Raw genomic sequence first — 20,214 nt, 5'->3', positions numbered from 1 at the left:
CATGAGCGGAGAGCACGACCTGCGGAAACTCCTGAGCGGCATGCGGCCCGAGTTGAACGAGGGGCGGTACGTCTTCTGCACCGTCGACGGCGCCACCGTTCCCGCCGGAACCACCCCCGTCGCCACCGTCCTCGAACCCGAGGGCCTCACCCTGGTGCTGCGCCAGGAGGACGCCGACGCGGCCGGCCTCGCCTACGACTACACCGCAGGCTGGATCACCCTGCGGATCCACTCCGCCCTCGACGCCGTCGGCCTCACCGCCGCCTTCGCCACCGAACTCGGCGCACACGGTCTGAGCTGCAACGTCATCGCCGGCTACCACCACGACCACCTCTTCGTCGCCGCCGACCGGGCCGCCGAAGCCGTGGCCGTCCTGGAGGACCTCGCGACCCGTTCCCTACACGACTGACGCTCCCCTGAAAAGAAGATCGGATTCTTTTCCGCACTGGGATCCCTCGCGCTGCGCGCGGGCGTACGCTGAACCCCCGAACAGGCCTGGGGGGTACCAGCCATGACGGACCGCCGGACCCGCACACGGCGCACGATGGTCGAACGCGATGCCGAACTCGCGATCGTCGACGAAGCCCTGGACCAGCTCACCGGTCCCGGGCCGGACGCGGGCGGCGCGCTGCTCGCCTTCTCCGGCCCCGCCGGCCTCGGCAAGACCACCCTGCTCGCCGAACTGCGCCGCCGCGCCCTCGCCCGCACCTGCACCGTCCTCGCCGCCCGGGGTGGCGAACAGGAGCAGAGCCAGCCCTTCCACGTCGCCCGCCAGCTCATCCAGCCCCAGCTCGCCGGTACCTCCGAGCAGGAGCTGCGCGCCGCCCTCGGGGGCTGGTACTCCATCGTCGGCCCGGCCCTCGGACTCTGCGCCCCCGAACAGGGCGTCCCGCCCGACCCCCAAGGCCTGCGCGACGGGCTCGACTGGGTGCTCACCCACCTCGTCGTCAAGCGCGCCCCCGTCGTCCTCGTCCTCGACGACGCCCACTGGGCCGACCCCGAGTCCCTCGGCTGGCTCGCCGCCTTCGCCCCGCGCGCCGAACACCTCCCGCTGCTCCTCGTCGTCGCCTACCGCCCCGACGAACTGCCCGAGCACGCCGACGCCTTCCGTACGCTCCCCGGCCGGGCGGGACAGCGCCCGCTGCCCCTGGCCCCGCTCACCCCGGCCGCCGTCGCCACCCTGGTCCGCGAGGCCGTCGGCCCGCACGCCGACGACGCCTTCTGCCAGGAGGCCTGGGCCGTCACCACCGGCAACCCCTTCGAAGCCGTCGAACTCACCGCCAAGGTCCGCGGCAAGGGCCTGACCCCGGTCGAGGCGAACGCCCCACAGCTGCGCGACCTCGCCGCCGCCCAGCGCGGCAGCGGCCTCGTCGCCCGCCTCGAACGCCTCGGCCCCTCCACCGTCCGCTTCGCCTGGGCCTGCGCCGTCCTCGGCACCGCCATCCCGCAGGACATCGCCGCCCGGGTCGCCGCACTCGGCGCCGAAGAGGCCGTGGACGCCACCCGGCGGCTGCGCGACGCCCGCATCCTCTCGGCGGCCGCCGCCGAGGAACCCGATGCCGAAGTCGGGCTGGAGTTCGTCCACCCCCTCATCGCCACCGCCATCTACCGCGCCATCCCCGACGCGCTCCGCGTCGCCCTCCACGGCAAGGCCGCGGCGGCCGTCGTCGACGCCGGACTCGGCTCCTCCGCGGCCGCCCGCCACCTGCTGGAGACCCACCCCGAGAACGACCCCTGGGTGGTGCGCACCCTGCGCGAGGCCGCCGGCGAGAACCTCCGGGCCGGCGCCCCCGAGGCCGCCCGCCGCCAGCTCGCCCGCGCGCTGCTCGAACCCCCGAACTTCGACGAACGCGCCGCCGTCCTCTACGAACTGGGCTGCGCCTCCCTGCTCACCGAGCCCGCCAACACGGTCAACCACCTGCGGGCCGCCCTCGCGGAGCCCTCCGACGACCCGGCCCTGCGCCAGGGCATCGTCATCCGGCTCGCCCAGGTCCTCGCGCACAGCGACCGGCTCGCCGAGGCCTCGGAATCGCTCGCGCGGGAGATCCCGTACACCCAGGACGTACGCGCCCGGCTGCGCCTGCAGTCCGAGCAGTTCATGTGGGACGCCTTCAACGCCGCCGAGACCGACTCCCCGGCCCGCTCCCGGCGGCTCACCCGCCTCGCCGACCGGCTGACCGGTCGCGACCTCACCGAGCGGTACATCATCGGACTCCGCGCCTGGGACGCCTGCCTACGGGGCGAGCCGGTCGACGTCGTGCTGCACCACGCCGGACGGGTGCTGGAGCAGCCCTTCAGCTGGGCCCACGAGGACCGCGGCTTCGAGGTCCCGGTCCTGGTCGCGATGGTCCACATGTACACCGACCGGCCCGGACGCGCCGAGGAACTCTTCGAAGCGGGCACCGCCGAGTTCGAGCGGCACGGCTGGCGCGGGGCGCACCTCTCCTTCGCGTACAGCCTGCGGGCCTACGTCCGCTACCGGCGCGGGCGGCTCGTCGAGGCCGAGAAACTGGCCCGGGCCGGCCTGCACCTCGCCGAACGCGTCGGCCGACGCACCCCCGTGCACTGGTACGCCATAGCCATCCTCCTCACCACCCTCCTCGCTCGGGGCCGGCCCGAGGAGGCCTGGGAGCTGGCCCGGGAGCACGAGTACGGCAGCCCCTTCCCGGCGGCCGTGGTCTTTCCCGACTCACAGACCGTGTACGCCGAACTGCTGCTGTCCCGGGGCGAGGTGCAGGCCGCGATCGTCGAACTGGAGGCGGTCGACCGGCGGCTGACCCCGCGCGGCATCCAGAATCCGGCCTGGTGTCCGTGGCAGCTGCACCTCGCCCGGGCGGTAGCCGCGGACGATCCGGAGCGGGCCCGCGCCCTGGCCGACGACGCCGTCCGGCGGGCCCGCGCCTTCGGCGCCGCCTCGGGCATCGGCCAGGCGCTGCGGGTGGCGGCGCAGGTCGCCGCCCCCGAGGAACGGGCCGGGCTCCTCCAGGAGGCGGTCACCCTGCTCTCGGCCTCACCGGCGGGGTACGAACTGGCCTGCGCCCTGGCCGCGCTCGGCAGCGAGCTGCGGGACGCGGACGTGCTGATGCAGGCCGTGGTGACGGCGCGGGAATGCGGTGCGGACGGTCTGGCCGCGGAGACCACCGGCACCCTGCTGGGACTGGGCGGCGCCCTGCCGTGCGGGCTGGCCTGGGAGGACGGGCTCACGGAGGAGGAGCGGCAGGCGGCGGACCTCGCGGTGCGCACCGAGGAGGAGACCGTGCCGGAAGCCGTGGTGCTGCCCGCGCCGGACTGGGCCCTGTCGGCGGCCTGCCGCAAGCTGGGCACCGACCGGACCGGGCTGAGGGACGCACTGGAGTCGTTCGCCCGTAGCTCAACGTGATCGGAGCCGCCGCCCGGCGGGCAAGCATGCTCGTATGGATCATGACGAAAGACTCGCCCCCTTCCGGACCGAAGCGGCGGCGTTCGAGAAGGCGGTGCGTCGGGCGTTCGACCTCGGCGAGCCGGTGCCCGCAGTCCCCTCGTGCCCGGGCTGGACGGTCACCGACCTCGTCCAGCACCTGGGCGGAGTGCACCGCTACCTCGCGCACGTCCTGCGCGAGCGGCTCACGGCCCCGCCCGACCCCGCCGGCCTCGGCCTCCCCGACGCCCCCGGCGACCCGGAGGGGCTGACCGACTGGTTCGCGCAGGGCGCCCGGGAGCTTGCGGAGCTCTTCCACGAGCTCGGGCCGGACACCGCCGTCTGGACCTGGTCCGTCGAGCAGACCTCGGGGTTCTGGCTCCGGATGCAGCTGATCGAACTGGCCGTGCACCGCTGGGACGCCGAATCCGCGACCGGCACCGCGGGCCGCCTCGCCCCGGACGTGGCCGCGGACGCCGTGACCCAGACGATCGAGGTGATGGCCCCGGCCCGCCGCGGCTGGCAGCAGGCGCCGCCGGGCACGGGGGAGAGGTACCGCTTCCGGCGTACCGACGGTCCGGAATCCTGGACGGTCCTCTTCTCGGGGGACCAGGTCCTGCTGGAGCCCGGTTCCACCGCCCCGGCGGACGTCGAGGCCTCCGGCACCGCCTCCGACCTCGCCCTGTTCCTGTGGCGCCGGATGCCGCCCACCGCCCTGCAGGTCACCGGCGACGCCGCCCTGCTCCCGCACTGGTTCACGCTCGTCCCGCCGATCTGACGGGCCGATCTGACGGCCGGGCCGGCGGGCCCGGCCCGGACGGGTCACCGGATGCGGGCCCCCGGGCCGGAAAACCCGCGCGGCCACGTACCATGGCGGCATGTCCTTCCTCCGCCGCCACCGCGCCGCCACTCCCGCCGGCCCGGACTTCGACGTCCTGGCCATGGACCCGGGGGACTGGCCGGGCAATCTCGGGGCCGGGCTGCTGCCCGCGCCCGACGGCAGCTGCCAGGGTGTCTTCCTCCGCTACGACCTCTTCGGCGGACGCGGCCCCGCAATGATCATCGGGAACCTCCCGGAGGGATCCCCGGCCCGCGACCTCACCGACGACCAGATCCCCTTCGAGGTGGCCCAGCTCCTCGACGCACTGGAGAACGACGAGGACGTCGAGGTCACCGGCGTCGAGGACTGCCCCGTCATGCAGGGCGACAACCTCCTCATCGTCCGGAAGGTCAAGCTGTCGGAGTCCCGCATCTCCTGCGTCCAGTTCGACCGCAGCGACAACGTGCTGGTCACCATCGCCAGCTGGGACCGCCCGATCACCGATGACCTCTACGCCCTCCTGAAGCCGCTCCCCGCCGAGCTCTTCCAGCAGGGCTGACCGTCCGCATCCCCCATCGCGGGCGTCACGCGTCCGCGATGGCGTTCGCCGCCACGTAACCGAAGGTCATCGCGGGGCCGATCGTCGACCCGGCCCCCGCGTAGCTGTGGCCCATCACCGCCGCGCTCGCGTTGCCGGCCGCGTACAGGCCTGGGATCACCGAGCCGTCCGGGCGCAGGGCCCGCGCCCGGGCGTCCGTCACGATGCCGCCCTTCGTACCGAGGTCCCCGGGCACGATCTTGAACGCGTAGAACGGCGGAACCCAGACGGGTGCCAGGCACGAGTTCGGGTGCACGCCCGGATCCGTGTAGTAGTGGTCGTACGCCGTGTCGCCCCGGTGGAAGTCGGCGTCGTCGCCGCTCCAGGCCTGCGCGTTGAACCGGCCCAGCGTCGCCCGCAGCGCCGCCGCCGGAACCCCGATCTGACCCGCCAGCGCGTCCCAGGTCCACGCCTTTTTCGCCGCGCCCGCCCGGTACCACGAGTCCGGGAAGGGGAGCGTCGGCAGGACGTCCTTGAACAGGTACCTGTTGCGGTAGTTCTGATCCACGATCAGCCATGCCGGGATGTGCGAGCCGACCGCGCCGCGGTCCCTCTCGTACATCACGTGCACCACATCGCTGTACGGCGCCGCCTCGTTGACGAACCGCGCGCCGTTCGCGTTCACCATCAGCCCGCCCGGCAGGGTCCGTTCGGCGAGGCAGAAGTACGGCCCCCCGGGCAGCGGGATCGAAGGCCCCCACCACGCGTCGTCCATCAGCGCGAGCGAGGCACCGGCCCGCTGCCCCGCCCGGATCCCGTCCCCGGTGTTCTCCTTCGCGCCCACCGACCACTGGGTGCCGATCGGCTGCTGCTGGTACTGCGCCCGCATCTGCGCGTTGTGCTCGAAACCGCCCGAGCCGATGACCACTCCGCGCCGGGCCCGTACGGTGCCCCGTACGCCCTCCTTCTCCACCACCACGCCGGTGACCGCGCCGCCCTCCTGGACCAGGTCCACCAGCGGGCTGTTCAGCCACACCGGCACCCCGGCCCGTTGGAGCCCCGCGCGCAGCCCCGCCGCCAGGGCCTGGCCCATCGTCAGCGGCTTCTCGCCGCGCAGCGCCGCCTTCGTGCCGCGCGCCAGGCACTCGGTGGACACGGCGAGCCCCTTGGCGCTCACCGCGGCCAGGTTCAGCCACTTGTAGTCCTGGCTGAAGACCACCATCCCGGCCGGGACCGGCATGTACGCCGGATTCAGGCGGGCCAGTTCGGCGCCCAGGACGTTCCCGTCGATCTGGTCCGGCTCGATGGAGCGGCCGTTCGGCAGTCCGCCCGGCAGGTCGGGGTAGTAGTCGCTGTACCCCTCCATGAAGCGGAACCTCAGCGGGCTGTTGGCCATCACGAAGTCCAGCATCCGCGGCCCGTTGGCGAGGAACGCGGCCTGCCGGTCGGCCGGTACCTTGGGCCCGACGACGGCGGCCAGGTACGTCGCCGCCTTCTGCGGGGTGTCCGGTACCCCCGCCCCCAGGATCACCGAATTGTTGGGCAGCCAGATACCGGCTCCGGAGCGGGCGGCCGATCCGCCGAAGGTCGGGGCCTTCTCCACCACCAGCACGCTCAGCCCCCGCCTGGCGGCGGTGAGCGCGGCGGTCATCCCGGCGGCCCCGGAGCCGACCACGACGACGTCGTACTCCCCGAGCGGCGGGCCGTCCTGGGCGCCGTCGGCCCGGGCGGTGGCGGACGGCAGCACGGTGGCGGCGAGCACCCCGGCCCCCGTACCGGCGAGGACCGCACGTCTGGACGGGAGGGTGGCGGGGGCGGTGGTGCGTGAAGCGCTTGCGGACATGGGCAGGCTCCAGCGGTGTGGGGAGGAGGGGAAGTGCCTCCAGCATTTCTGATGCTAAGTCAGAAAAGGTGTTCGGGGGATCATGTGATGTCAAGACATCCGGCGCCCCGGGACAACGCCGGGCGGTCAGCCCTCCGCCCGCATCCGGGCGCCCAGTTCCTTCACGTGCCGCTTGAGGGCCACGGTCCGGTAGCTCTCCTCCACCCACTCGCACAGCACCTGCACGGAGGGCGCCCCCTGCCCGGCCAGCGGCAGGGACACCCAGCCGGAGCGGCCCAGGCCGTAGCCGGTGGGCTCCGCTCCCGGCGCGGTCATCGCGTGCCCGTGCAGCGCCTCGTCCTTGAGCTTGACGGACAGGCCGGGCGGCTGCGGCCCGTCGATGTTCCCCAGGAAGACGAAGATCTTCTTGTTCACCTTCACCACGCAGTCCTCGGGACCCCAGGGATGGTCCTCCACGGCCTCCGGAAGGCCGAGGGCGAACTCCCGGACCGCCTCCCACTTGCGCACTCCGGACTTCATCAGAGCCTCCCGTCGATCGTCTCCCCACGCTAACGGAGCCCGCCCGGGCATTCCCGTACCCGCGCACCCGTGAACCGGCGAAGCCCCGTGGCGGTGGGGGGCCACGGGGCTTCGCGTTCGGGGGGCGGTCAGCGCGTGCCCACCGCCGCGCGGACGGCACGGCGCGCCATCCCCGCATCGTCGTGCAGGCGGCGGAGCAGCAGCCGCTGCTCCTCACCGGAGGACAGGGAGCCCACCGGAAGCGCCTGGGTCGGGGCGGTCGCCAGCATCGAGCGCTGCACCGCCGTCTCGGACATCCGGATCTCCCGGGTCAGCACCAGCATCAGATTGACCAGGAAGGCGTCCCGCGCGGCCGGACCGGCCGACTGGGCGAGCCGGCTGATCTGGGCGCGGGCGGCCGGGGCGTCGCCCAGTACCGTCCACAGCGTGGCCAGGTCGTACCCCGGTAGGTACCAACCCGAGTGCTCCCAGTCGAGCAGGACCGGACCCGCCGGCGACAGCAGCAGGTTCGACAGCAGGGCGTCACCGTGGTTGAACTGCAGCGCCGTGCCCGACAGCTTCACGCCGTGCAGCAGCTTCTGCAGGTCACCGAGGTCCCGGTCGGTCAGCAGGCCCAACTCGTAGTCGCGGGCGATCCGCCGGGCGTAGTTCATCGGGGTGCCGAACAACTCCGCCGGCGGCCGCCACTGGTTGACCCGGGACACCGCGCCCAGGGCCGCCCGGAGGTCCACGCGCGGCGGCGGCTCCACCGGGTGCCGCTGCAGCGCCGCGACCCGGCCGGCCATCCGCTCCACCACGAGCGTGCAGTTATCGGGGTCGGCGGCGATCAGCCGGGGCACCCGGACCGGCGGGCGGTGCCGGACGAAGGTCCGGTATGCAGCTATTTCGTGCCGGTAGCGCTCACGCCACTCGGGCGAGTGGTTCAGTAAAACCTTCGCCACGGCGGTCATCCGTCCGGTGGTACCGACCAGGAGGACCGAGCGGCCGCTGCGCCGCAGTACCTGCACCGGGGCGAACTCCGGACAGATCCGCTGCACCGAGGCGAGCGCGGTGCGCAGTTGCGCCCCCTGCGGCCCCGAGAGGTCGATTCTTCCGCTGACGGGCAGTGATCCGGTACTCGGCATTCGCCGCGCCCGGACGGCGCCCTGTGTCGGAGCCGCCGGGCGGCCGGGTTCGAGGTAGGGGCCGCCGCCAGCCGGGAGCGTGCGGTGCGACCGGACCGGTGCGGACACGGAGGACGTTGCTGCGTACATGGTGATACGGATCCCTTCGTGCGCCGACGAGTTGCGTACGCCGCCCCGCCGGATCCCGTACTTCACCCTGGGGAGTTCCGCCGGTGAACCGGGTCGGGGAGGCGCATTCCTACCTGACACCCGGGGCAAGGTGGCGAACCATCGGGCGTGCCCTGGCGAAGCCTGGCGAATAGTCGCTGGGCACCTACCAGCGGGCTACTGTCAACTCAGCCGAGAACCTGGGGGCTTGACGTGAGCAAAGGTCCAAACACCCGCTTGAACGACCTGTTCGGCCTGGCCGGCTGGTCGAAGGGCGAACTGGCGAGGATGGTGAACAGGCAGGCGGCGGCCATGGGCCACCCGCAACTGGCCACCGACACCTCGCGGGTGCGGCGCTGGATCGACATGGGGGAGGCCCCCCGCGAACCGGTGCCCACGGTACTGGCAGCACTGTTCACCGAGCGGCTCGGTCGTGTCGTGACCATCGAGGACCTCGGGTTCGTACGGCAGCGGCGCACCTCCAGACGGCAGCCGGACGGGGCTCGTGAGAACCCCGACGGCATGCCATGGGCGCCCGAACGCACAGCCGCGGTCCTCACCGAATTCACGGGAATGGACCTCATGCTCAACCGTCGCGGTCTGATGGGCGCGGGAGCGGTGCTCACCGCCGGCTCCGCCCTCAGCAACGCCATGTACGACTGGCTGCACACCGACCCCGCCCTGGCCAAGGAAGCCCGGAACTTCGGGGAAACCTTCCAGGCCGACCCAGCGGGCTACGACCGCTACGAGGCCGCTCCGATCGGCTCCCAGGAGATCGAGGCCCTGGAGCGCTCCGTCGAGGTGTTCCGGGCCTGGGACGCGTCCAGAGGCGGCGGACTCCAGCGCAAGGCCGTCGTCGGCCAGCTCAACGAGGTGGGCGGCATGCTCGCCTACCACCACCCCGACCACCTCCAGCGCAGGCTCTGGGGGGTGGCGGCCAACCTGGCGGTCCTCGCCGGCTGGATGTCCCACGACGTGGGTCTCGAACCCACGGCGCAGAAGTACTTCGTCATCGCCGCGCACGCGGCCCGCGAGGGCGGCGACCGGCCGCGCGCGGGCGAGGCGCTCTCCCGTGCGGCCCGGCAGATGGTCCACCTGGGCAAGCCGAACGAAGCCCTGGACCTGATGAAGCTCGCCCAGTCCGGCTCGGGCGAACAGACCCTCCCGCGCACGCGCGCCATGCTGCACACCATCGAGGCCTGGGCGCAGGCCGCCATGGGCAAGGGTCAGGCCATGCGCCGCACCCTGGGCGAGGCGGAGGAACTCTTCGTCTCCGACAAGGGCGACGTGCCGCCCCCGAGTTGGATGCAGCACTTCGACGAGGCCGACCTGCACGGCATGCAGGCCCTCGCCTACCGGACCCTCGCGGACCACGACGCCGCCGCGGCGCCGATCGCCGCGCGCCACGCCAAGGAGGCCCTGCGGCTGCGCGGCGAGGGCTACCAGCGCTCGCAGATCTTCGACTACATCTCCATGGCCTCGGCCTGCTTCATCGCCGACGAGCCGGAGCAGGCCGACCGGTACGCGCGCCTCGCCCTGGTCTCGATGAACGAGACCTCCTCGCACCGGACCTGGGACCGGCTGCGGGAGATGTACCGGCTCACCGCTCAGTACGCCGGGTACGCGCGCATCGAGGACCTGCGCCAGGAGATCAAACTGGCCCTGCCCGACACCCCGGCGCCGCGCGGCCCGCGCGGTACGGGGGTGTAGTCCCACGCCCGCCCCCGCACGGTCCGGCCCACACCCTGCACAAAGCCACCCTGCACGAAGCCCCGTACGGAGACGAGAACGGCCGCGCCTCGTGGCGCGGCCCTGAAGCCCCACGGCTGGAGCCTGACGGTCCTGCAGTTCGAAAGCTCGAAGGCGGTTACCCGCCGACCCGGGCGACCAGCACGCAGGCGTCGTCCTCGCGCTCGCTCTCGCCGAACTCCTCGATCACCATGCGCACGCACTCCTGCGCCGACCGTGCCGCCGAGAACCGCGGCGCGAGCGCCAGCAGCCGCTCGGTCCCGTCCGCCCGGCTGAACTGGATGCTGCGCGACGTGAGTCCGTCCGTGTGTAGGACCAACAGGTCGCCCACCTCGAGGTGTTCCTCGGCCTGGTCGTACGAGGCTCCGGAGGTCGCGCCGAGCAGGACGCCCTCCGGCGGCAGCAGGGAGCGTCCCGACCCGTGGCGGAACAACAGGGGTGCGGGGTGACCCGCCTGCGCCCAGGACAGGACCCGGCGCGCGGGATCGTAGCGGCAGCACACGGCCGAGCCGAGCGCCGGCTGTACGGAGGTCTCCAGGAGCTGGTTGAGCCAGCCCATCAGCGGGCCGGGCTCGATGCCCGCCATAGCCATGCCGCGCAGCGCGCCGAGCATCATCGCCATCCCGGAGGTGGCGGTCACCCCGTGGCCGGTCAGGTCGCCGACCGTCAGCATGGAGCAACCGTCGGGGAGTTCGAGCGCGTCGTACCAGTCCCCGCCGATCAGCGCGCTGGTCGCGGAGGGCAGGTAGTGCGCGGCCACGTCCAGCGTGCTCGCGCTGCCGTACGGGAACCGCAGGGAGCCGCGCCACGGGGGGAGCACGGCTTCCTGCAGCTCGACCGCCAGCCGGCGCTCGGTCTGCGCGATCTCCCGCTGGCGCTGTAGCGAGTCACGCGACTCGCGCACCGCGCGCTGGCTCCGGCGCAGTTCGCTCACGTCCCGCAGGACGGCCCACATCGAGGCCGTACAACCGTCGGGGTCGAGTACCGGCTCGGCCCTCATGTGTAAGGTCCGGACCCGGCCGTCGGCCCGGACGATGCGGAACTCGCCGTCGATCGGCCTGCCGTCCACGAGGCAGGCGGTGACCCACGCGGTGAGCAGCGGCTGGTCCTCGGAGAAGAGGGTCGAGCCCAGTTCGTCGAGGGGGGGCGCGCCGGACTCGGGCGAACGGCCGAAGATCTGGAACAGTTCGTCGGACCAACTGACTTCGTCGGTGAGCAGGTTCCACTCGGCGCTGCCGACGCGGATCAGGGCCTCGGGGCCGGCCTCGGACGCCGCCTGCGGCTGCTCTACCTCGACGATGTCGGGGGCCGCCGGCAGGCCCTCCTTGAGCTGGCCGAGGTGCTCGCGGAGGTCGTCGAGGTGGTGGACGGCGAGATCGCACAGTGCGCGCTGCCAGCGGCCCTGGGCGTCGTCGTCGTCGACGACGGTGTCGCGGCGGACCGCGTCCACTTCCCCGCGCAGCCGTCGGGTCTGCGAGATCAGCGCGTCCACCGACCCCGGCTCGGGCGGCTGCGCGGGACGGTCCGCGAACAGGTGGGACGGCATGAGAACTCCGATACAGGCGCGGCACGGCCAAGTCTGAAGGAAGGACCGGTAACGACTGTTGCACAGGGCGCGACGGTGTGTAAGACGTTTGGCAACATCCGCTATGTTCTTGCTTCTGGTATATGCCGCAGGACTGCCGTCCCGCTCGTGGCGTGCGAACGAATCCGGTCAGGCAAATTCCGGGGCATCGCGGCGAGACCAGCCGGTGGGGCTCGTGACGTCGTGCGAACAGCGGCCGGAATCAGGCCATCCGGTGACCGTCGCTCGATCGTACGGCCGAGATGTACGAGCCCGGCCCGACGGGGGAATCGCGTAAGGAACGGATCAAGGCGGGCCGCCGAGATACCCCCGAAGGGGTGATGTCACCGTAGATGACGCGGCGTGATCGAGACTTCCCATCGCGCTGCCGGGTCGCTACCCTACGTGCCGGTAATAAGCCGGGGAGGTCTGCGCGGGCGGGCCCGCGCAGCGTGGGGGCACACAACGACATGACCGGGCAGAACCACGCCACGGGGCAGAGCCGCCGTTCCTTCCTCACCCACCTCGTGGCCGCGCCGACCCTGGCCCTGGTCACCCGGGCGGGCGCCGACGCGCTGAACCCGCAGCCCGCCCACGCCGTGGTGCCCTCCCTGCCCGCCATCGCCGACCTGGTCGACCTGGGCGACCTGTTCATCCTGGCCGGGGCACCCACCTCGGCCCTGCTGGCGCTCGCCGTCGAGGCGGACGGCACCATCCGCTTCCGGCTGCCGCGCGAGGAGGTCGGCCAGGGCCTCACCACCGCCGTGGCCATGCTGGTCGCGGAGGAGCTCGACGCGCCCCTGGCCCACGTACGGGTGGAACTGGACGACGCCCGGCCCGAGCTGCTCTTCAACCAGCTCACCGGATCCTCCAACTCCGTCCGCTCGCTCTACGGGCCGGTCCGCCAGTGCGCCGCCACCGCCCGGGCCCGTCTCGTCGCGGCCGCCGCCCACCGCTGGAACCTGAGCCCCGCCGCGCTGACCACCTCCGGCGGCACCGTCCGCGCCCCCGACGGCCGCACCGCCGACTACGGCGATCTCGCCGCGGCCGCCGCCGACCCGGCCCTGGTCGTCCTCGGCGCCACCCCCAAGAAGCGGGCCGGGCACACCCTCGTGGGCAAGCCGACCGGCCGCGTCGACGCCCGCGCCATGGTCACCGGCGCCCTGCAGTACACCCTCGACCTCGACGTGCCCGGCGCCAAGCCCTGCGTCGTGCGCCGGCCGCCCACCCTCGGCGGCACGGTCCGCACCGTCACCAACCTCGCCGCCGTCCGGGCCATGCCCGGCGTCCTGCACGTGGTGACCGTCCCGACCGGGGTCGCCGTCGTCGCCGAGACCTTCGGGCAGGCCATCGACGCCAAGACGGCCCTCCAGGTCACCTGGGGACCCGGACCCGCCGACCAGCTGTCCGACGACCAGGTCCGCGCCAAACTGCGCGCTGCCACGCCGCCGTTGCTGGTCCCGCCCCTGCTGACCCCGTACGTCGACGCCGAGTTCGACTTCGCCTTCGTCAGCCACGCCCCGATGGAGACCAACTCCGCCATCGCCGACGTGCGCGAGGACCGGGCAGAGATCTGGTCCGGCCTCAAGTCCCCGATCGTGGCCCGCGAGACCATCGCCGCCGAACTCGGCCTGCCGCTGTCCAAGGTCACCGTGCACGTGGTCCAGGCCGGTGGCTCCTTCGGCCGGCGGCTCTTCTTCGACGCGGCCCTGGAAGCCGCTCGGATCTCCAAGGCCTGCCGTCGTCCGGTCCGGCTCATGTGGACCCGTGTGGACGACACCCGGCACGGCCGGATGCGCCCCGCGACCCACCACAAGATCCGTGCCACCCACCTGCTGGGCGAGGTGCTCAGCTTCGAGCACCGCGTCGCCGCCGCCGAGACCGACTTCCGGCACGGCCTGGGCGAGATCATCACCGCCACCGCGGCCAGTCTGCCGCTCGGCATCGGCAACGCCACCCTCGCCCAGACCCTCTTCCTGACCACGGTGAAGTCCCCGTACCACTTCGGACGCACCACCCAGGCCCTCACCGAAGTGCCCACCGGGATCCCCACCGCCTCCTGGCGCTCGGTTTACTCCGCCAACACGCGCGGGGCCGAGGAGATCGTGGTCGACGAACTCGCCGCCCGGACGGGCCGGGACCCGTACCGGTTCCGGCGGACCTTCCTGAAGACCGACGCCCAGCGCGCCGTGCTCGACAAGGTGGCCGCGGAGGGGAACTGGGGACGGCCGATGGAGGCCGGCTGCGCGCAGGGCATCGCCTTCCACGAGGAGTACAAGTCCCGCACCGCGTGCCTCGTCGAGATCGACACCCGGAACCCCGACCACCTCCGCGTCACCAAGGCCGTGATCGCCGTGGACGTGGGCCTGCCGGTCAACCCGCGCGGACTGGAGGCCCAGATGATCGGCGGCCTCACCGACGCGATCTCCACCACCCTGCGCGCCGGGCTGCACCTCGACAAGGGGCTTCCGCTGGAGGGCAGCTACAGCCAGTTCCACTGGGCCAAGCAGCGCGACACACCGCACGACGTACGGGTCTTCGTGCTGCCGGCCACCGGCGAGGAGCCGGGCGGCGCGGGCGAGCTCGGCGTGCCCGCCGCCGTCGGTGCGATCGCCAACGCCTGGGCCAGGGCCACCGGTTCCAAGCCGCGCAGCTTCCCCCTCGACTTCGACGTCGACTTCACCCCCTACCCCCGCTAGTGCTGTGACCGGAAAGCTTCACCGGCTCACGACGCCCGGTACGGCACCTCGCCGCGTTGTCGGACCGCGCAAGTACGTCCAGTACGAGCCGCGGTCCTCCGCCCGGGGGCCCCTCCCAGCGGTAGCTGGGGGAGATGCACCGCACCGAACGCCGCGAACCGGCAAACCTTTCCGGCCACAGCACTAGCCCGAGCCAGGAGTACCCCGTGCCCTCGCACACCTTCACCGTCAACGGGCGCAGCGTCACCGTGGACGCGCCCGACGACCTGCCCCTGCTGTGGGTGCTCCGCGACATGCTGGGCGTCCGCGGCCCCAAGTACGGTTGCGGGGTGGACGTCTGCAAGGCCTGCACCAGCCACCTGGACGGCGCCGACATCCGTCCCTGCGTGGTGCCCGTCTCCGCGTGCGCCGGCAAGGCGGTGACCACCATCGAGGGCCTGGCGAACGGCGACGACCTGCACCCCGTGCAGGAGGCCTGGCTCGAACAGGACGTCGCCCAGTGCGGCTTTTGCCAGCCCGGCCAGATCATGGCCGCCGTCGCCCTGCTGAAGCGCACGGGCGAGCCCACGGACGAGGACATCGACGCCATCGCCAACATCTGTCGCTGCGGCACCTACTTCCGCATCCGGGAGGCCATCCGCAGCGCGGCGCGCAAGATGTGAGCGGCGCGGGTCACGCGACGAGCAGACGCAGGCCGAGGTCGGCCGTGTCGAGGTCGGCGAGCTCGCCGTTGCGCTCGGCCCACCGGCCGGATGCGAGGTCCTCGCGCAGCCTTCGTACCGCCCGCTGCTCGGCCTCCGGTCCGACCCTGGTCCACACCGACACCGCCCGCCGCACGCGATCCTCCAGATACGCCTCCGGCCGGCGCCAGTACGCCTCGAACAGGCCATCGGAGCAGTCCCACGGGACGGGCACCGGCTCGGCTCGGGCGCCGATCGCGTCGGCCATCCCGGCGAGCGAGGGGAAACCGGCGAGAGCGCCGGTGAACTCGGGCAGGTAGTCGCGGGTGAGCCAGAACCGGTCCTGCCATCCGGGCTCGTCGGTGTCGAAGGTGAGCACCACCACGCGGTGGGCCACGCGCCGCATCTCGCGCAGCCCCGCCATCGGGTCCCCCCAGTGGTGAACGGTGGAGACGGCCATCGCGACGTCGAAGGACCGGTCTTCGAACGGCAGGCTCTCCGCGGCGGCGGCCACGCACGGCGCCGAGCCGGCGGGCCGCTGCCTGCGCATCACCGCCGATGGCTCCACCGCGGTCACGTGGCGATCGGCCGGCTCGTAGGAGCCGGTGCCGGCCCCGACGTTCAGTACCGTCCGGGCGTCCCCGAGCGCCTCCCGGATCTGGGCGGCGAACCGCGGCTCGGTACGCCGTGTCGCGGTGTAGGCGCCGCCGATCTCCTCGTACAGCCGTGCACCCAGCATTTCCAGTTGCCTCTCCGGTGTCACCTTCAGTCCCTTCGCCCGTGCCTCGAGTTCCTTGTCGATGGCCACCACCATGGCCTCGGCGCGATCGCGCCGCTCCAGCAGCAGGCCGCGCAGTCGGCGCAGGTGCGCGACCGCGTCGGTGGACGGGTCGTCGACCAGTTCGGCGACCTCCCGCAGCCCGAAGCCCAGCCGCCGATAGGCCAGCACCTCGCGGAGCCGCTCCATGTCGTCCGCCGCGTAGGCCCGGTACCCGGACGGGGTCCGCGCCGAGGGCCGAACGAGCCCGATCTCGTCGTAGTGGTGCAGCGTGCGGACGCTCACGCCGGCCAACTCGGCCACGCGTCCCACGGTCCAGTGATCTTCCATGGCGCCAACTGTGCGGCCTGACGCCGCGTGAGGGTCAAGGCGGGGACCGAAGGCCCTGCCGGATGACACAAGCACCAAAAGTGATGATGAATGAACCAAATGCACGATCATGCCCGAATGAGGCGTATCAATGTGAAACGCATGCTGGTCGGCGAACCCCTCGACACCGCCCGCCTGGGCGAGACCCTGCTGCCCAAGAGACTCGCCCTGCCGATCTTCTGCAGCGACCCGCTCTCCTCCGTGGCCTACGCCACCGAAGAGATCCTGCTGATCCTCGCCCTCGGCGGCGTCGCACTGCTGCACCTCACCTGGTACGCGGCCGCCGCCATCGTCTTCCTGCTCATCGTCGTCGTCGCCTCGTACCGGCAGACCTGCCACGCCTACCCGGGCGGGGGCGGCGCTTACGTCGTCAGCTCGGAGAACCTCGGGCAGACCGCCGCGCTCACCGCCGCCAGCGCCCTGCTCGTCGACTACGTGATGACCGTCGCGGTCTCCGTCGTCTCCGGCGTCAACGCCATCACCTCGGCCATCCCCTCGCTCAGCGACCACGAAGTGGTCCTGTCCGTTGCCTTCGTGGTGCTGCTGACCCTCATGAACCTGCGCGGCGTACGGGAGTCGGGCCGCATCTTCGCCATCCCCACCTACGGCTTCGTCCTCGTCATCTACCTCATGTTCGCCGTCGCCGCCGTACGGCTCGGGACCGGCGACACCATCCGCGCCGAGTCCGCCGGCCTCCCCATCACCCCGGTCGACACCTACACCGGACTCGCCCTGGTCTTCCTCACGATGCGGGCCTTCGCCTCCGGATGCACCGCCCTCACCGGCGTCGAGGCCATCAGCAACGGTGTTCCCGCCTTCCGCAAGCCCAAGGCGGACAACGCCGCGACCACGCTCGCCGCGATGGGCGTGCTCTCCGTGACGATGTTCGGCGGCATCACCGCCCTGGCCATGTCGTACCAGGTGCACGTCGCCGCCGACCCCACCGAACTGGGCCTGCCCCCGGGCACCGCGACCTCCACGGCCCTCGCCCAGATCGGGCGCGCCACCTTCGGCAGCTGGGACTTCCTCTTCTACCTGCTCCAGGCCGTCACCGCGGGCGTCCTGATCCTCGCCGCGAACACCGCCTTCAACGGCTTCCCGATGCTCGCCTCGATCCTGGCCAAGGACCGGTACGCGCCCCGCCAGCTCTTCAACCGCGGCGACCGGCTCGTCTACTCCAACGGCGTCGTGCTCCTCGCCCTCACCGCCATCGCCCTCATCGTGGCCTTCGACGCCGAACTGACCCGCCTCATCCAGCTCTACATCATCGGCGTCTTCGTCTCCTTCACCCTCTCCCAGTCGGGCATGGTCCGGCACTGGCGCAAGGCGCTCGCCTCGCCCGCCACCCCGCGCGAGGAGCGGATCCACATCCACCGCAGGCTCGCCATCAACGCCGTCGGCGCCACCTTGACCGCACTGGTCCTGGTCATCGTCCTGCTCACCAAGTTCACCCACGGCGCCTGGCTGGTCGTCATCGCGATGCCGCTGCTCTTCCTCGGCATGAAGGGCGTCCGCCGCCACTACGACCAGGTCGCCCGACAGGTCGCCATCGCCCCCGACGCCAGCCCGCGCAGGCCCGCACGCCACCACGTACTGGTCCTGGTCGCCGCCGTACAGGCCCCGACGCTCAAGGCCATCGGCTACGCGCAGGGCCTGCGCCCGGACACCCTGACGGCGGTCACCGTCGCGGCGGACGAACAGGAGGCGATCCGGCTGCGCGAGGCGTGGGCCGAGCACGACACCGGCCTGCCGCTGAAGATCCTGCACTCGCCGTACCGGGAGGTGGTGGGCCCGATCCTGGCCCACGTCGAGGAACTGGCCGCCGGCTCCCGGGCGGACATGCTGTCGGTGGTCATCCCCGAGTACGTGGTCGGCCGCTGGTGGGAGCAGCCCCTGCACAACCAGAACGCCCTGCGGCTGAAGGCGCGACTGCTCTTCACGCCGGGCGTCGCGGTGATCGACGTGCCGTACCTCCTGGAGTCCGCGAGGCCCGCCGATCCGGCACGGCGGGACGGTTAGCGGGTTCCGTTTCGACGCGCTGCAACACGGCCGAGTGCGCCAGCGCCAGTTCCACCACCTGCCGGGGGTCGGCCAGGGAGCGGCCGGTGAGCTGCTCCAGGCGCCGCAGCCGGTTGGAGACCGTGTTGCGGTGGCAGTACAGCCGCTGCGCGGCGTCCGTGGTCGAACCCTGGCAGGCCAGCCAGGTGCCCAAGGTGGTCAGGAGCGTCCGCCGGTCCTGCGCGGGCAGCGCGAGCACCGGGCCGAGCACCACCTGGCGCAGCCGCCCGGCGAGTTCGGCCTGCGCCGCGACCAGCGCCGCCGGCAGCCGTTCGTCCAGCAGTGCGGTGCGCGGGCCCTCGGACTCGGGGGCGGTGCGCAGCGCGAGGGCGGCCAGCCGGTGCGCCCGGGCCACCTCCGCCGGCGCCGCGACGACCGGGCCGACCCCGGCGCGCACCCCGAGGGGTGCGAGCAGTTCCCGTACGGACTCCAGCGGATGGTGGCCCAGCTCCACCAGGCCGATCTCCCCGTCGGCGCGGATGCGCCACAGGACGCGCGGAGCGGAGGCGGCTCCGGGCCCTCCGGCCGGGGCGACCTGGGCGACCGGAGCGACCGGGGCGCCGGACGGATCGGCGGCCAGCACGACCACCGTGAAACGGCCCCGCTCCGGCAGCCCCAGCCGTGCGGCGGCCGCTTCCACGGCCGAGACCTCCGGGGCTGAGACTTCCGCTGCCGGGGCCGACGGCCCGTCCCCGCCGTCGAGCAGCACGTCCAGCAGGGCTGCTCGGTGTTCCCGGTCCCGGTCGCCGTGCGCGGCCTCCGCCCGGCGGTACGACTCCGTCATGGCGTCCGTCATCTGCTCCAGTACGTCCCACAATTCGGTCGCGCCGGGGAGCAGCCGGGGCAGCGCCGCCCGGTCGTGCGCGGTCACGGCCTCCGTGAGGCTCTGCCAGAGCAGCCGGCCGCCGCGGCGGTGGGTGCGCAGTAGGGAGGCGAGCGGCAGCCCCTGTTCGGCGCGGAGCGCGCCGACGGCCCGGGCGTCGGCGAGCTCCACCGGCAGGCCCCGGGAACTGCGGAGCAGCCCCTCGACGGCCTGGCCGAGGGTGCGGTGGATCCGCTCGCGCAGCTCGGCCCGGCCCAGCAGGGCGGCGTAGGCGGGGTCCTCGGCCAGCGTCCGGTCCGTGAGCCGGTCCGCCACCACGGCGATCCGGCGGGACAGGTCCTCGCGTATCTCCTCGATGATCCGCTCCATGACGCGCAGCCTGACACGGAGGAGGGGGCCGTGGGGAGAGGCCGGACCGGGCACGTCCGCTACCGTGTGCGAATCACTGCACCTGCAGTGATCACCCGATGCGCCCCTTCCACCCCCAGGGACCCGCCCTTGCGCCAGAACCCGCAGCGCCGCGCCGCACTGCTCGACGCCGCCATCGAAGTCCTGGCGCGCGAGGGTTCGCGCGGCCTGACCCTGCGCGCGGTTGACGCGGAGGCGGGCGTGCCCACGGGCACCGCCTCGAACTACTTCGCCAACCGCTCGCAGCTGCTCGTGCAGATCCTGCACCGCACCCGGGAGCGGCTGGTCCCGGACCCGGCGGACCTCGCCGGCCCGCTGGACACCGAGGTCCTGCTCACGCGGCTCCTCGACCGGATGCGGCGCGAGCGCAGTGTGCACATCGCCATGCTGGAGCTGCGACTGGAGGGCACCCGGCGTCCCGAACTCCAGACGGAGCTCGCGGCCTTCCAGGGCCTGGAACTGGAGGCCAACGTCAGGTGGCACCTGGACGCGGGCCTGCCCGGGGACCGACAGGGCGTGGTCCTGATGTACCTGGCGATGCTCGGTCTGATCGTGGACGACCTGACCGCGCCCGCCATGCTGGAGGCGCACCCGGCGCACGGGCTCATTCGGACGATGGTCGAGCGCCTCCTCCCGGAAGAGCCCGCGGTCTGACTATCGTGCCGGTGAACAAGCACCGGCGGGGTGGGCAAACCGTG

15 protein-coding genes are annotated in these 20,214 nt (G+C 72.7%); 9 read left to right on the top strand and 6 right to left on the bottom strand.

The window, feature by feature from the left end; translation table 11 throughout:
• Position 1: 1 nt before the first annotated feature.
• The 4 genes from ACIQK6_RS03060 (at position 2) to ACIQK6_RS03045 (ending at position 4,776) form a co-directional block, all read left to right on the top strand.
• Positions 2–409, top strand: coding sequence for an ACT domain-containing protein (locus ACIQK6_RS03060; protein WP_329105538.1), 408 nt, complete (start codon positions 2–4; stop codon positions 407–409).
• A 102-nt stretch (positions 410–511) separates the two neighbouring features.
• Positions 512–3,379, top strand: coding sequence for an AAA family ATPase (locus ACIQK6_RS03055; protein WP_329105539.1), 2,868 nt, complete (start codon positions 512–514; stop codon positions 3,377–3,379).
• 34 nt (positions 3,380–3,413) lie between these two features.
• Complete coding sequence (locus ACIQK6_RS03050) at positions 3,414–4,175, top strand: maleylpyruvate isomerase family mycothiol-dependent enzyme (RefSeq protein WP_329105541.1); 762 nt, start codon at positions 3,414–3,416, stop codon at positions 4,173–4,175.
• 100 nt (positions 4,176–4,275) lie between these two features.
• Positions 4,276–4,776, top strand: coding sequence for a hypothetical protein (locus tag ACIQK6_RS03045; protein WP_329105543.1), 501 nt, complete (start codon positions 4,276–4,278; stop codon positions 4,774–4,776).
• A gap of 25 nt (positions 4,777–4,801) precedes the next feature.
• Here the strand turns inward: ACIQK6_RS03045 and kstD are convergent, their stop codons facing one another.
• The 3 genes from kstD to ACIQK6_RS03030 form a co-directional block, all read right to left on the bottom strand.
• Positions 4,802–6,598 (bottom strand): 3-oxosteroid 1-dehydrogenase, encoded by a 1,797-nt coding sequence (gene kstD / locus ACIQK6_RS03040; RefSeq protein ID WP_402694174.1) that lies wholly within the window; start codon positions 6,596–6,598, stop codon positions 4,802–4,804.
• A 126-nt stretch (positions 6,599–6,724) separates the two neighbouring features.
• Positions 6,725–7,117, bottom strand: coding sequence for an MmcQ/YjbR family DNA-binding protein (locus ACIQK6_RS03035; RefSeq protein ID WP_329105548.1), 393 nt, complete (start codon positions 7,115–7,117; stop codon positions 6,725–6,727).
• Between the two features lie 128 nt (positions 7,118–7,245).
• The gene (locus tag ACIQK6_RS03030; protein ID WP_402694173.1) at positions 7,246–8,370 is read right to left on the bottom strand and encodes an aminoglycoside phosphotransferase family protein; all 1,125 of its coding nucleotides are present in this window, start codon (positions 8,368–8,370) and stop codon (positions 7,246–7,248) included.
• Between the two features lie 231 nt (positions 8,371–8,601).
• Here ACIQK6_RS03030 and ACIQK6_RS03025 point away from each other — a divergent pair, with 231 nt between their 5' ends.
• Complete coding sequence (locus tag ACIQK6_RS03025) at positions 8,602–10,098, top strand: hypothetical protein (protein ID WP_329105553.1); 1,497 nt, start codon at positions 8,602–8,604, stop codon at positions 10,096–10,098.
• Positions 10,099–10,255: 157 nt separating this feature from the next.
• Here ACIQK6_RS03025 and ACIQK6_RS03020 read toward each other — a convergent pair whose 3' ends face one another.
• On the bottom strand, positions 10,256–11,683 hold the full coding sequence (locus tag ACIQK6_RS03020) for a PP2C family protein-serine/threonine phosphatase (RefSeq protein ID WP_402694172.1): 1,428 nt from the start codon (positions 11,681–11,683) through the stop codon (positions 10,256–10,258).
• Positions 11,684–12,171: 488 nt separating this feature from the next.
• Between ACIQK6_RS03020 and ACIQK6_RS03015 the strand changes: the two genes are divergently transcribed.
• Entirely contained in the window at positions 12,172–14,400 is a 2,229-nt protein-coding gene (locus ACIQK6_RS03015; RefSeq protein ID WP_329105557.1) for a molybdopterin cofactor-binding domain-containing protein, read from the top strand.
• 206 nt (positions 14,401–14,606) lie between these two features.
• Positions 14,607–15,062, top strand: a complete 456-nt coding sequence (locus ACIQK6_RS03010; protein WP_402694171.1) for a (2Fe-2S)-binding protein — start codon at positions 14,607–14,609, stop codon at positions 15,060–15,062.
• Positions 15,063–15,072: 10 nt separating this feature from the next.
• On the opposite strand, the gene ACIQK6_RS03005 is transcribed toward ACIQK6_RS03010, so the two are convergent.
• The gene (locus tag ACIQK6_RS03005) at positions 15,073–16,188 is read right to left on the bottom strand and encodes a MerR family transcriptional regulator (protein WP_329105561.1); all 1,116 of its coding nucleotides are present in this window, start codon (positions 16,186–16,188) and stop codon (positions 15,073–15,075) included.
• A 117-nt stretch (positions 16,189–16,305) separates the two neighbouring features.
• Here ACIQK6_RS03005 and ACIQK6_RS03000 point away from each other — a divergent pair, with 117 nt between their 5' ends.
• On the top strand, positions 16,306–18,246 hold the full coding sequence (locus ACIQK6_RS03000; protein WP_329105563.1) for an APC family permease: 1,941 nt from the start codon (positions 16,306–16,308) through the stop codon (positions 18,244–18,246).
• Here the strand turns inward: ACIQK6_RS03000 and ACIQK6_RS02995 are convergent.
• Entirely contained in the window at positions 18,164–19,477 is a 1,314-nt protein-coding gene (locus ACIQK6_RS02995) for a helix-turn-helix domain-containing protein (RefSeq protein WP_402694170.1), read from the bottom strand. The two genes, ACIQK6_RS03000 and ACIQK6_RS02995, sit on opposite strands and share 83 nt — an antisense overlap.
• Positions 19,478–19,606: 129 nt before the next feature.
• On the opposite strand from ACIQK6_RS02995, the gene ACIQK6_RS02990 reads away from it, so the two are divergent.
• Entirely contained in the window at positions 19,607–20,170 is a 564-nt protein-coding gene (locus tag ACIQK6_RS02990) for a TetR family transcriptional regulator (RefSeq protein WP_329105567.1), read from the top strand.
• Positions 20,171–20,214 lie beyond the last annotated feature (44 nt).

Source organism: Streptomyces sp. NPDC091682 (assembly GCF_044756625.1).
Taxonomy (GTDB): domain Bacteria; phylum Actinomycetota; class Actinomycetes; order Streptomycetales; family Streptomycetaceae; genus Streptomyces.
Note: the sequence above shows the minus strand (reverse complement) of the source record. Positions and strands in the feature narration are given on the sequence as shown.

Coding starts and splice junctions, on each gene's coding strand:
- ACIQK6_RS03000 (WP_329105563.1), top strand. CDS start 16,306: ATGAGGCGTATCAATGTGAAACGCATGCTGGTCGGCGAACCCCTCGAC.
- ACIQK6_RS03050 (WP_329105541.1), top strand. CDS start 3,414: ATGGATCATGACGAAAGACTCGCCCCCTTCCGGACCGAAGCGGCGGCG.
- ACIQK6_RS02995 (WP_402694170.1), bottom strand. CDS start 19,477: ATGGAGCGGATCATCGAGGAGATACGCGAGGACCTGTCCCGCCGGATC.
- ACIQK6_RS03020 (WP_402694172.1), bottom strand. CDS start 11,683: ATGCCGTCCCACCTGTTCGCGGACCGTCCCGCGCAGCCGCCCGAGCCG.
- ACIQK6_RS03035 (WP_329105548.1), bottom strand. CDS start 7,117: ATGAAGTCCGGAGTGCGCAAGTGGGAGGCGGTCCGGGAGTTCGCCCTC.
- ACIQK6_RS03030 (WP_402694173.1), bottom strand. CDS start 8,370: ATGTACGCAGCAACGTCCTCCGTGTCCGCACCGGTCCGGTCGCACCGC.
- ACIQK6_RS03015 (WP_329105557.1), top strand. CDS start 12,172: ATGACCGGGCAGAACCACGCCACGGGGCAGAGCCGCCGTTCCTTCCTC.
- ACIQK6_RS03060 (WP_329105538.1), top strand. CDS start 2: ATGAGCGGAGAGCACGACCTGCGGAAACTCCTGAGCGGCATGCGGCCC.
- ACIQK6_RS03045 (WP_329105543.1), top strand. CDS start 4,276: ATGTCCTTCCTCCGCCGCCACCGCGCCGCCACTCCCGCCGGCCCGGAC.
- kstD (WP_402694174.1), bottom strand. CDS start 6,598: ATGTCCGCAAGCGCTTCACGCACCACCGCCCCCGCCACCCTCCCGTCC.
- ACIQK6_RS03055 (WP_329105539.1), top strand. CDS start 512: ATGACGGACCGCCGGACCCGCACACGGCGCACGATGGTCGAACGCGAT.
- ACIQK6_RS03005 (WP_329105561.1), bottom strand. CDS start 16,188: ATGGAAGATCACTGGACCGTGGGACGCGTGGCCGAGTTGGCCGGCGTG.